The 12,234-nt window shown below is 69.3% G+C and carries 11 protein-coding genes; all 11 read right to left on the bottom strand.

The window, feature by feature from the left end:
* Nucleotides 1-50: 50 nt before the first annotated feature.
* The gene (locus tag Q8O14_08660; GenBank protein MDP2360810.1) at nt 51-1,214 is read right to left on the bottom strand and encodes an MFS transporter; all 1,164 of its coding nucleotides are present in this window, start codon (nt 1,212-1,214) and stop codon (nt 51-53) included.
* Nucleotides 1,204-1,803: a hypothetical protein gene (locus Q8O14_08655; GenBank protein MDP2360809.1), complete on the bottom strand. Its 600-nt coding sequence runs from the start codon at nt 1,801-1,803 to the stop codon at nt 1,204-1,206. The genes Q8O14_08660 and Q8O14_08655 overlap by 11 nt, the downstream gene beginning before the upstream one ends.
* A gap of 36 nt (nt 1,804-1,839) precedes the next feature.
* Nucleotides 1,840-2,394, bottom strand: coding sequence for a hypothetical protein (locus tag Q8O14_08650; protein ID MDP2360808.1), 555 nt, complete (start codon nt 2,392-2,394; stop codon nt 1,840-1,842).
* Between the two features lie 336 nt (nt 2,395-2,730).
* Nucleotides 2,731-3,276 carry a hypothetical protein gene (locus Q8O14_08645; GenBank protein ID MDP2360807.1) on the bottom strand — a complete coding sequence of 182 codons (546 nt, stop codon included), beginning with the start codon at nt 3,274-3,276 and terminating at the stop codon, nt 2,731-2,733.
* Nucleotides 3,273-4,124, bottom strand: coding sequence for a hypothetical protein (locus tag Q8O14_08640; GenBank protein MDP2360806.1), 852 nt, complete (start codon nt 4,122-4,124; stop codon nt 3,273-3,275). The genes Q8O14_08645 and Q8O14_08640 overlap by 4 nt, the downstream gene beginning before the upstream one ends.
* Entirely contained in the window at nt 4,124-4,576 is a 453-nt protein-coding gene (locus Q8O14_08635; protein MDP2360805.1) for a hypothetical protein, read from the bottom strand. Before Q8O14_08635 ends, Q8O14_08640 begins: the two co-directional genes overlap by 1 nt.
* Before the next feature lie 104 nt (nt 4,577-4,680).
* The gene (locus tag Q8O14_08630; protein ID MDP2360804.1) at nt 4,681-6,336 is read right to left on the bottom strand and encodes a cytochrome c3 family protein; all 1,656 of its coding nucleotides are present in this window, start codon (nt 6,334-6,336) and stop codon (nt 4,681-4,683) included.
* Complete coding sequence (locus tag Q8O14_08625) at nt 6,336-8,120, bottom strand: hypothetical protein (protein MDP2360803.1); 1,785 nt, start codon at nt 8,118-8,120, stop codon at nt 6,336-6,338. The genes Q8O14_08630 and Q8O14_08625 overlap by 1 nt, the downstream gene beginning before the upstream one ends.
* Complete coding sequence (locus Q8O14_08620) at nt 8,117-9,148, bottom strand: hypothetical protein (GenBank protein MDP2360802.1); 1,032 nt, start codon at nt 9,146-9,148, stop codon at nt 8,117-8,119. Before Q8O14_08620 ends, Q8O14_08625 begins: the two co-directional genes overlap by 4 nt.
* Nucleotides 9,145-11,322 carry a cytochrome c3 family protein gene (locus Q8O14_08615; GenBank protein ID MDP2360801.1) on the bottom strand — a complete coding sequence of 726 codons (2,178 nt, stop codon included), beginning with the start codon at nt 11,320-11,322 and terminating at the stop codon, nt 9,145-9,147. The genes Q8O14_08620 and Q8O14_08615 overlap by 4 nt, the downstream gene beginning before the upstream one ends.
* A 19-nt stretch (nt 11,323-11,341) precedes the next feature.
* Complete coding sequence (locus Q8O14_08610) at nt 11,342-12,232, bottom strand: hypothetical protein (GenBank protein MDP2360800.1); 891 nt, start codon at nt 12,230-12,232, stop codon at nt 11,342-11,344.
* Nucleotides 12,233-12,234: the final 2 nt, after the last annotated feature.

Below are 12,234 nucleotides of genomic sequence, written 5' to 3'. Positions count from 1 at the left end.
AGGGACAGTCTGCGGACAGTCCACAGACTGTCCGCGCGGTGGCACCCCCTTCACCCCTCCCGCCACCACAACCATGCCCCCAACCCCGCCAGCAGCAGGCCGCTGGCCAGGAAAGCGCCCGGCAATCCCACCGCCCCAATGAGCGGGGCCGAAAGAAAAGGCGTGCAGAACTGGCCCAGGAAGATGGAGCTGGACATGACCGCCACTGCCCGCGCCCGCCCCCGGGCGTCCACATGCTGGTTCAGCCAGGCGGTGAAGTTGGGGCGCGCCAGCCCGAAGCCCACGGAAGCGATGGAAAGGCCAACCACAATGAGGGTGTAGCTGGCGTCCACAGAGACGAGGCCATAACCGGCGCCCACCAAGCCGAACGCGAGGGCGAATGAGGGCCCGATTCGCAGGCGGCGACGCAGCCGTGCGTACTGCAGCGAGGCGAGACCGGCGCAGAGGGTGGCCACGGAAACCGCCACGGCAACGGCCGTGGGCGCCTGGATGCCCATGCCGAGCAGGAGGAAGGGCGTCTGCACGGGCGTGTAGTAGAAGACCACCATGTGGATGAAGGCGAGGGCGCCCAGCAGGGCGAGGAAACCGCGCAGGCGGCGCCGGGTGGCCTGGTCCGGGGCGGGTCCGCGTTGCTGGTGCCGGGCCGGCTCGGGCAGCTGCCACCAGGCCAGGGCCGCCAATGGCAGGGGCAGGGCGTAGACCCAGAAGGGGCCGCGCCAGCCCAGGGCCTCGGCCAGAATGCCGCCCATAATCTGGAAGGCGACGCCGCCGAAGGACATGAAGGCGTTCTGCCAGCCCAACACCCGGCGCTGCTCCTCCCCCTGCCAGTACTCGAGGACCAGGGTGGTGGAACAGGTCATGATGAGGCCCACCGCCACCCCCAGCAGGGCCCGCCCCGCCAGCAGCGCGGGCAGCGACCCCGCCCACAGGCCCTGCGTGCCGGCCAGGGTGTAGAGCAGCAGCCCGGCCAGCAGCACCGGACGTCGACCGTGGCGGTCCGCCAGCCAGCCGGCGAGCGGCGCGGCCGTGGCCGTGAACAGGCCTGGCAGGGTGAGCACCAGCTTGACGTAGGTGGGGTCGGCGGCGGCGAACCGCCCATGCATGAGGCCAAGGGCGGGGGCGATGGTGGCGCCCGCCATCACCGTCAAACTGGCCGCACCGAGCAGCGTGAAGAGGCGGGTTGGATGCGAGGGCAACCCGCGTTCAGCGGGCATGGGGGTCCGCGGCCTGAACGGAGCCACCGGCCGACCCCGCCGGATCGAAGGGCGGAGGAGAGACCTCGGCCAGACGCTTCAACCAGCGCCGCTGCAGGATCATCGAGACGCCCACGACCAGCATGTTCAGGGTCACACCTGCCGTCAGGAGGATGATGGCAGGCCGGGCACGGCCCAGGCTGGCGAAAAAGAAGAAGAGGCAAAGACCCATCAATACCAGCAGCAGGGCCTCAATCCACTTCCCGGCCTGGGGAATCGAGGGTTGCCACGATACAGCGCCCCGGTGGCGCTCACCCGATGCGACCAGGCGCCGGCGCCACCGCCTCGTCCACCAGACAGGAACGAAAGGGCCCAGCCACACGAAAAGCGCGGCCACCGCCATGCCGTCAGTTTCCAGGAAGTAAAGTGCGCCAAGCGAGACTCCGAGATAGAGCATGAGGCCGGCCAGGACCAGCAGCCACCCCTGCCGGCGCAGGCTCCATTTGGTCTTGTAGTGCGTGAGGGAGTCCACCAGCACCCACTCCCCCCGCCGCGCCGAGAGCAGCCAGGCATGGCGCCCGTCGAAGGCCTTTCCTGTCACCCATTCCATGGGCCATGCTCCCAGCCGGGGACCGCGCAGGAGCGGTCAGGTGTCCGCCTGCGGCCGCTCGGCCAGCAGGCGCCACATCCATTGTCGTGATAGGATCATTTGGACCGCAATGGCGAAGAACAGCACCGTCATGGCCAGGGGAAACAGGCGACCTTCATCCGATGTCCAGCCGACAAGACACACCACGGTGACGAAAAACAACATCAGCGCCAGCGGCCACCAGGCCTTCAGGTGGTTGCGCCAGCCGGGACCATGGCCAAGAGGCGTCAGGAAGCGCACGCCGCCCTGGATCCGCTCCCCGGCGGCGCGCAGCCGGCGCCACCACAGAGCCTCATGAACCGTCTGCGCCAGACCGAAGGCCAAGCCAAACACGAGAAGATGGTGCGCCCCAAGGGCCGTCCAGTACACCAAGGGGAAATATATGAGTCCGATCACCAGAGGCGTGAGAAGTGGTCGGATGATCCTGTCTCTCCGCTCATAGCGTTTGAGCAGCCGGTGCTGGCTTTCATCCACCGCCACCCACTCGCCGCGCCGCAGGGAGAGCAGCCAGGCGTGGCGTCCATCCGGCGCATAACCCTTGACGTGATACATGGCCCTTTCCCTTGCTGAGGCATGTCCCGGACGTGGATCCCGGTCGCATCCGCCTGTCGCCGCCGAGTATACAAAAGCGGAGCCGGTCCGGGACCGGCTCCACACCTTCAGGGTTGGGCTGACCTCGCAGCCTGTCGGACTTGGCCGGAGTGGTGACTCCAACAATTTCCAGGTCAGGAGAAGACGAAGGTCGGAGGCGCTCTTGTCGGCGCCGCCTTCGTTGTCCTGGTCGCCGTAACCGGCCTTGATCGCCTCTGTGAGCGGCATGGATGCCGTTCAAATGTCGACCATCGGCCTCGCCGCTGATCGACTGCCGCTTGGTCACGTCGTATTCCTTCAAGTTTGAGGCGGGGCGTTTCCTCTGCCGTCTTCTTCGTCGTCCAAAGCGCGCACGCCGCGTACCTGGTGGATCTCCAGGGCGATCAGGACCCAGAAAAGGAGCATGAGAAGCAGGAAGGGGCGGGGTCCCATCCCGCCCGGGCTCCAGTCCAGGAAGACGACGGGCAGGGCGAGCAGCAGGGGCACGAAGGAGAGAAGCTGCCAGAAGGCTTCACGGGGCCGGGCCACCGGCACGACGCCGCCCTGTTGGAGCCGCCCCGCGCCCTGCAGCAGGCGGGTCCAGGCGCGGTTCTCCTGCAGCAGATGGAGGTGCGCCAGCAACAGCGCCAGCCAGGGGGTCGTGCGCAACGAGAACAGGTAGTCGACCAGCGGATTGAGCACCAGCAGGATGATCAGCAGGTAGAGGCCCTTTTGCCAGAAGCGGTGCCGCTCCTTGATGAGGCGGGCCTGCGTTTCCTCGTCCACCACCACCCATTCCCGGCGTCGTACCGACAGCAGCCAGGCCGGCCGTCCATCCTCCGTGCGTCCTTGCACACCTGTCATGTGCCGCCCCGGCGGCCGGTGCTCCAAACGAAGTTGACCAGGGGGAAGGCGAAGAAGTCGCTGCTGGAGATGGGCGCGGCCATGCCCAGATCGGCGGACAGGGCCCCGCTGCGAAAGCGCAGGCCCAGGCTGGCCAGGCCTCCATCCAAGGTGCCGTAGTTCTCCGTGATCAGCGTCAGGCGCGGCGAGAGGGGCCACTCGCCACCGGCCAGGGCGAGGCCCCGGTCCCCCTCCACGCCATAGGGATAGCCGAAGCCCAGGGTGAGGGCCCGACCCTGCCAGTCCCTTGTGCCCACGGCGTAGACAATGCCGGCGTCGCTCTTCCCCATCAGGAGCAGGTGCATGACGCCCACGGCCACGCCCAGGTCCGCTCGACGCACCAGCTGGAAGCGCGGCGTGAGCCAGACAGGGTGCTCGATGCCGCTGCCAAAGATGAGCGGCGTGCCGCCACCCAGGGCGAACCAGTCGGTGAGGCCATACTGCGCGAAAGGCAGCAGCACCTCATAGACACCCAGGGTGCTCTCGCCCCGCCGCAGAGAGCGGCCGGTGGGGGCGAAGAAGAGGCGCGTGCCGCCGGTCGGGCCAAGCTCCGCGTGCGGTTGGTCCGAGGCAAGGGGCTCCAGGCGGCTGACCTGTCCCGTCTCCACTTCCACCAGCACGCCGGCGCTGGTGCGGAACCAGAGCCGCTCCGCCGTCTCCTGCTCCACCCGGCCCACCAGCCGCGAGCCGTCGGTCAGCACCAGCAGTTGGAGGGAATCGGGGGGAGCGGGCGGGGAGTCGCCGGGACGGGCCGGAAGATCGGCCCAACATCCGGACACCAGGACGAGGAGCAGGGCGATCCAGCGCATCAGCAACCTCCCGGGCCGATGGTGGGCGAGGCCGGGTCCGGCCCCTGCGGCGAGGCAGGGATCTCCGGATAGAGGACCCGCATGCAATCCGGACAGATGCCGTGGCTGAACTCGGCCTCGCTGTGGTCGCGCACATAGGACTCGATGCGCTCCCAACGGCCCCGCTCGTCGCGGATGCGATGGCAGTTGGCGCAGACGGGCAGAATGCCCTGAAGGAGGCGGAGGCGGAGGCAGCGCAGCAGCCGATGGGACGGCGCCGTCACCAGGGCGGCGCAGGCCAGGACCAGCGCCGATTCGATCAGCCCTTCCACCCAGTTGACCGGCGTGGCCGCGGCGCCGAAGAGGCGGTGGGGAAGATCGAGCACTTCATTCATCCAGAGCACGGCGATGAGGACGAGGAAGCCTCCCGCCTGCAGGAGCAGCATGCGCCGGCGAACCAGGATCAGTTGCATGGTTTCCCCCACCCACTGGCAGCCTATCAAACTTGGCCGCTTCGCGGTCTTCATCGCCCCGGCCGGGGGCCGGGGTGGCCAAGGTCACACCTGGCCGGCGGATTTCAATAGGCGGCGCTCCGGTGCGGGTGGCCGTGGCAACTGAGCGTGCAGTTGCCCAGGGAGAGGGAGGAACGCTCCACCTTGAGCACGCCGTTCAGCGGCGCGATCCACGGCTTGTCCAGCCGCAGCAGGCCGGGCTGGTCCGGCGAGCCGTGGGGGTCATGGCAGGCGGCGCAGGAATAGCCGCCCTGCAGGATGTGCAGGCGGTGCCAGCGCCAGCCCTGACCGCTGGTGAACCAGTTCTCCCGGTGGCAGCTGAAGCAGAGGCCGTTCTCCTCGGCGGCGCCGCTGAGATAGGGCGACGGATTGAAAGGCGCCTTGAGCAGGTGCTCGATGTTCGAGCCGTGCGGTCCCTGCGGACCGTGCGGATCGTCGTTGCCGTGGCAATCGGAGCAGGTGAGCTGGTCCAGGGGACTCCACCCGGGCTTGAGGCTGGGCACCTCGGGGTTGAGCCCGGGACCCATCACGGCGTGATGGGAGCGGTTGCCCAGGTCGAAGTCGCGGGCCACGTCGCGCTGGCCGGGCAGCGTGCTGCTGGTGAAGCCGTGGCACTTGAGGCAGACCTCGTACTCGAAATCGGCGAAGGGCTTGACCATGCCCAGGCGGCTGATGCCGCTCACGCCCTCCATGCTGGATGGCAGGGTGCGCACGGTGGACTGGGCGGAGGCGGCATGGGGATTGTGGCAGTCCGAACAGCGCACGGCGCGGTTCTCGCGGCTGCCGGCCAGGAAGCCCACGAAGCCGGACTCGTCGGGGCGGATAAAGCCGGAACCGGTGTGCAGGCTGACGGGGTGGGTAAAGAGCTTGTCGAACTCCCGCTTCAGATTCTGCGGTGAGGCGATCTCGCGCGGGCCGTCCACGCTGGCGTCATGGCAGCGGAAGCAAAGGCTGTTCTCCTCGGCCAGCAAGAGGCCCGGCTGGGGCGGCGAGGCGTGGATTGAGTGGCACTGATAGCAGGACAAGTCCTGCATCTCGGCGTAGAGCGGGTCGTCGGGATTGGCATGTACCGAGTGGGACCAGCTCTCCAACCGGTGGCAGGTGAGGCAGATCTCGCCCCCGGCGGCGCCCACCCTGAGGAAATTGCCCCGCGTGTTGTCGTGGGGATCGTGGCAGGTGGAGCAGCGGATGCGGTCGCCGCGCAGGGTCATGCCCGTGGCCAGGCTGTCCGGCCGCACCAGCTCCCGGTTGCTCCAATTGAAGCTGAAGAGATGCGTGTTCATGTGGGTGGGCGCCACTTCCGCCCGCTCGCCCAGGTCCGTCTCGCGGCTGATGTGCTCGGCGGGATCCACGGGGAAGGCGCGGGCGATGCCGCCGTCGTGGCAGGCCAGGCAGAGCTGGCTGCCAGGGTCGGCCGGGAAGCCCGGCTCATCGTCGTCCAGGTGGGCGCCCAGCTCGAAGGGGCCGCGGGGCAGGGTGCGGTCCCACAGCGGGATGAGCTGCTCATGGACGCGGGGACCATGGCAGACGCGGCAGAGCTGGCGCTCCATGGACGGGTCGGGCGCCATGCCGTCGTGCCAGTGCGTCAGGTTGTGGGGCGAGGCCTGCACGCGCGACAGGTTGACGGGCTGGGTGGCCCGGCCGTCGGCCCCGGCCAGCATCACCAGCGCCGGCAGCGCCACAGTGGGCAGGGCCAGCAGAAGCACGCGTCGCAAGCGCATCACCAGAGCCTCCGCACCACATGTACCCAAGCCTCCGTGTCCCTATCGCCGAAGTGGGCGGGATCGCCCACGAAGCGCAGGTCGGTGCTCAGGGTCAGCTTGTTCATCTCGAACTCGACAAAGGAGCGCAGCCACATGCGTTCGGGCAGCGGGTCATGCTCGGGCCGCCACACGCCGCGCACGTTGAGGGAGGCCAGCCTGACCGGCTGCCAGCGCAGGTGCAGCGAGAGGCGGTGCTCCAGTCCGACCGGATCCTCCTCCACCAGATGGTGGATCACCATGCCCGAGGCCTGGGCCTGCAGGCGGGGCCGCCGCCACTTCATCCACAGCTCGTTGTGCAGGGTGTTGCGCAGGGTGTCGCCGCTGTAGACCAGCGTGCTGCCCACGTGGCGGCGCCACTCGATGCGATGCCCGCCCTGGATGGTGCCGTGCGGAAGCAGGGTGGTGCCGAAGCCCAGGATGTTGTCCACTTCCTTCTGGAGCTGGTCCACGCCAAGGGGCACCACCTCCAGGTCCTGGATGCGGAAGAGATCACCCCGCACCAGCTCGCGGAAGCTGAGCCCCAGCCAGGGCAGGGGCTCCACCGGCGTGAGCAGCTCCAGGCTGCCTCGCCCCGTGATGCCCTTGCCATACTGGCGCGTTTCAGCCCAGCCGCCGCCCAGCTCGCCGCGCAGCGTGGTGGCGCGCTTCAACCAGAGGGCGCGGCGCAGGGGCTGCGACCAGCTGCGATGGGCCTCCTGCTCCTCCAGCCGGGCGGCGGGGCCGGCCAGGGGCTTCCAATCCCACACGGCCAGGGCCAGCGCGTCGCGCCGGTGGCTGTGGTCCACATCGTCCAGCTGGACACGCTCGGTGGAGAGGCGCAGCTCGGTGCCCACGGCCGTGAGCGGCATCCAGCGCCAGGAGGCGTCGGCGTGGTGGCGCGTGACATTGCGCTCGTCCAGCTCGGTGAAGTCAGCCCCCAGGTTGGCGGCCAGGCGATGGGAGCCCAGCTGCGAGCGCACGCGGTTCTGCCCCAGCACCCGCCGGACCCCCTTCCGCTGCACCAGGGCCGTGCTGCTGTGCAGATGGACGCCGCCGGGCACTTCGCCGGCCAAGCTGAGGCCGGCCAGGCTGCGTTGCAGGTCGAAGTCCAGGCTGTCGGCCAGGCCGAACCAGGTGCTCTCGCCCCAGGCCCGCAGCATGAACTGGTTCCAGGCGGGCAGGCGCTGCTCCAGTTCGGCGCGCAGGAAGCGATGGTCGGATTCGTCGTGCTCATTGAGGACGCGACGGTTGCCCGCCACCACCGACAGCTCGGTGTGATCCGTGGGATGGGATGCGAGACGGGCGCCCAGGATGAGATCGCGCAGGCGCAGGCTGTCCACCAGGAAGGCGTTGGGGCGCCGCCAGCCGTAGCGTCCGAAGAGGCCCAGCTCGAGACGCGACCACGGCGTCCAGCCCAGATCGGTCTGCAACTCGGGCGTGTAGATCCGTTGCTCGTGCAGGCTGTTCTGCGCCAGGGTGGCGCCTGTCCGCACCAGGTAGCGGACCCGGCCGGCCGGCGACAGGCGGCCGTGGGCGCCCACGACCAGCCGCGCCGTGTGCAGGCTGAGGTCCTCGTTGAACGCGCCGGCGTAGCTGCTGTCGCTCACCCAGGTGCTGGTGTGGTCGATCCAGCCGTCCAGCGTGAAGGCGCGACTGGGCTGATAGGCGGGGACGCGCGGCCAGGCGGCGGGTTGCCAGGCGGCCCCCGCGACCGTGCCCAGGCAGCAGACGAGCAGCATGCGGCAGAGGAGGCGTGTGATCATGGCCGCGCCTCCCCCACGTCCAGCCCCTCGCCGGCGAGGTAGGGCAGGTAGCGGTAGACCTGGATGCGCCGGTTGTACTGGTCGGCGATGTAGATGCGATTGCCGCGGGCGCAAAGGGCGCCGGGCATGAGGAAGCGGTCCCCCTCGCGGCCGGGGCCGCCGAACCAGTAGAGCAGCGCCCCCGTGCGGCTGAAGACCTGGATGCGGCTGAAGCCGGCGTCGCTGACGTAGAGGTTGCCGTCCTCGTCGAAGGCCAAGCCCTTGGGGAACATGAAACCGCCCGGCGCATGGTCGTAGACGCCGAAGCTCAGCAGATGGCGGCCCTCCGGTGTGAAGGATTGGACGCGGTGGTTGAGGGCGTCCAGCACCCACACCTGCCCATCGGGATCGACGGCCACGGCCACGGGATGCAGGAACTCGCCGGGGCCGCCGCCCTCACGCCCCAGGGTGCCCAGCCAGTGGCCCTGGGCGTCGAAGCTCTCCACCACATGGCGGCCGCCGTCGACCACGCGCAGGCGGCTGCCGTCCCAGTGCATCTGTCCGGGGCGCGACCAGCCCTCCGGGGTGCTCAGCTCGCCGGCCAAGCGACCCGTCCCGCTGGACAGCAGGAAGACCTTGGCGCGGCCGGCGTCGGCCACGGCGATGCCGGCCGGAAAGACCTCGACGCCGGTGGGCGTGGCGAACTCAGGGGCGCTGAACACCTCGAAGGGACGGGGCGAGCAGCCCTCCGGGCTGAGCCGCACCACGCGGGACAGGTCGCCGTCGCAGACCAGCACCCGCCCCTCACCGTCCACCGCCACGTCCGTCGGGCGCCCGATGGAGGCCGTGACGCAGCTGCCTGTCACCCAGCGCAGCGCCTTGAGGCCCAGCCCCTCGACCGAGCGGACTTGGGCCAAGAGGTCGCCCTCATGCAGGAAGAGCGTGTCGCGGCCGTCGGCCACCAGGGCGCGGGGGCCCTCGTGGCGCACGGTGGCGCAGCCCGCCGCCAGCAGGGCTGTCAGCAGGATCATGACCAGCGGCCGCGTCATGGCAGCACCCGTTTGTCGCTCGAATGATAGTAGCGGTACTTCCACAGCGCCTTGTCTCCATGGCAATCGGAGCAGATGGCTTCGCTTGTCTCCTGGCGCAGGAAGTCGGGCGCATGCTCGCCGCCGGTCGCCGGATGGGCCACGTGCGGGTTGTGGCAGCTGGTGCAGTCAACGTGGCCGATGGCGCCTTGGGTCCGGCCCTCATGATCGAAGAGAGGCATGGCGCGGCCGTCCGGCCGCACATTGCCCACCAGGGTCGTGTACTTCTGGGGGTGGCCCCAGGCTTCGGGAACGCGTTGGCTGGCTCCGTTCCCGCGGTGGCAGGAGAGGCAGTGGCGGGCCCCGGGTGACCAGTTCCCAGGGTTGCGCTCCAAGCTGCCCGCCGGCGTGGCGTCAGCCACCTGCGCCATCTCGCCGTCGCTCAGGCTGCTGGCGATGATGGCCCAATCGGAGACGGCGCGGTGTGTGGTGTGGCAGGCGCGGCAGGCGCTCTCGCCCGGTCGCCGGGCGCTGAGGTCGTGGGCGCTGCCCAGCACCTGGGTCTCATGCGGGTGGCAGGCGGCGCAGAGCTGGGCTCCGGTGTTGATCACGTGGAGGAAGGAGCTGGCGTCGTCGCCCCGGGCGTTGGGTCCCTGCCAGGAGGGCGGACCGGCGGGATTCCAGCGGTGCGGATCGTGGCAGGACTCGCAGCCGACCAGGAGCCGGGCGTCGGCCGGTTCCGCCTGGCCCGGCCTCCAGGGCCGCAGGTTGTCGCTGCGGAAGGCGGGCAGCTCCTTGCTCCCCGTCAGGGCCACGCCCAGGGGATGACCGTGCCGGCCCAGCGGTGTGGCGCCGTGGCGGCCCGTTCCGCCGTGGCAGGAGAGGCAGAGGCTGGTGAACTCCGAGACGCCGGGCGTGGCGTGGTTGTCGCTGAAAGCCTTGGGTGCGTGCGTGTTGTGGCAGGACGTGCACTGTCCGCGGCTCGGCTCGCTCCAGTTGAAGGAGTTGTGGTCCGAGACAAGCGTCTGCGCCTGGCTGCGGTGGCAATTGATGCAGAGACGGCCGTTCTCGTCATCGGGCAATCGCAGGAAGCTGGTGAGGGCCGTTCCCTCCTCGTTGCCGGGGCCGGGGGCGTGCTCGGGCAGGGCGCTCCAGGCGTGGGGGTCGTGGCAGGTGGTGCAGCTCATGCCACCGGCCCGCAGAGGCAAGGCCAGATCCTGCTCGCGCACCGGCTTGTTCAGCGGATGGCCGTGCCCCACCCAGCTCATCGCCCCCGCCGCGCCCTTGTCCTGGTGACAACTGAGGCAGCGGGCGTCCACGCCGTTCTGCACGACCTGGTTGCCGTTGCGCGTTCCGGGCAACGGCCAGGCCCACATGGCTGGCCCGCGCCCGCCATGGCTGAGGTGGCAGGCGGCGCAGGCGTCCGCTGCGCCCGCCGTCTTGCGCGAGTCGCCGATGGGCAGGTCCGGGTGGGAGAGGGCGAGGTGGTGGTCGCTCTGCAGGATGGCGAAGCTGGACTCGTGGCAGCTGCGGCAGAGCTGGGTCCGGTCGTTGCCCTCCATCAGACGGGCCTTGTGCGGACTGTGCATGTCGTGGCAGGTCATGCATTCCACCTGGGTGGTCGAGACATGGCGGCCGGCCAGCGCGGCGGGCAGTCCCTCCTCCAGTGGCACGCGCAAGGGGTGGTCCGTGCCGCGGCGGCCGCGGTCGGAATGGCACCTGAGACAGAGGGCGGAGTTGTTCGCCTCAGCGCGCAGGAAGGGCACGTAGACGAACTCGCGCTCCATCTTGTGGATGTGCGGCGTGTGGCAGGTCCCACAATAGATCTCGCCGTTCAGGTCGCGCGGCAGGCCGCTGGCCGCCACCGCCGCCGGGTTGCCGGGCGGTCGGAAGTGCGGATCGTCCTTTTGGAAAAAGCGGCGGGAATCCCCCACGTAGCCGTCGTGACAGGACCAGCACATGTCCTGGGTGGAGACGCGGGCTTCCCGGCCGTCGATGACAATGGGATGGTCCACCGGCGGCAGGAGGCGGGCCATTTTCTCATAGCCCTCGCCCCACGAGATGTGGCAGATCACGCATTCCTTGGAGCGGTCCATCTTGAGCTGGGCCGCCGCCGGATTCCCCTGCGCCAGCAGGGCCGGCAGCACGGCCACCAGCAGCAGCGGGGCGCGGCGGGAGGATGCTCGGCCGATCATGGTCACTGCCTCCACCACCTCAAGGAATGTCGAAGCGCAGGATGCGGCTCGCCTTGCTGTCCACGATCCACCAGGATTCGCCGCAGCAGACGATGGCCGTGGGACCCTCCAGCCGCCAGGGCTGGCCTTTCAGGGTGAGCAGGCCCTGGCTTTGGGCGAACTCGTCATAGGCATGGACCATGCCCATGTAGCTGTCCGTGATGAGCAGGCCCTTGCCGTTCCAGCAGGCGCAGGCACCCTTGGGCCGGTAGAGGCGGTCGCCATCGGTACCGAAGCTGCCCACCATCCGGTCGAAGTTCCCCAGCCGCGTGTAGGCCTGGATGCGGCCGCCCAGCACATCGATCACCATGAAGCCGTTCTGGTGCCGGGAGAGGATGCCGGGAAACTTGAACTCCTCGACCCGGTCGCCGGGCCGGCCGTCGGGCAGGGTCATACCGGCCATGCGGCGCATGGGACGGACCTGTTCGGCGCCACGCCCGATCGCCTTGAGCAGCGCGCCGTCGTAGCTGATGAAGAGCAGGCGATGGTTGTCGTTGTCCGACACCACCAGCTTGTCCTCCAGGGCCAGCACGTCCACCGGATCGCAGTTTCCGGGCATCTCGATGGTCTGCAGGAGGCGGCCGTCCAGGGTCATGATGAAGATGGCGCCCGCCTCCGGATCGCTGACGTAGAGACGGTCCTGCCAGACGTCGTTGCCCACCGGATTGACGAAGGCCTCGTGTGTGATCTCGCGCAGGACCTGGCCCTGCGGACTCAGCACGACGACTCGCTTGTTGAGTCCGTCCACCACATAGGCGTTGGCGCGGGCGTCCGCCGCCAGATCGGTGGGATAAGTCGTCCCCGCCGACAGGTTCTGGAGAACACGCACCTCGACGGCCGCCGCGACGCGCACCATGAGGGCGGCCAGCACCA

Source organism: bacterium (assembly GCA_030685015.1).
Classification (GTDB): Bacteria; CAIWAD01; CAIWAD01; order CAIWAD01; family CAIWAD01; genus CAIWAD01.
This window is presented reverse-complemented; position numbering and strand designations above follow the sequence as displayed.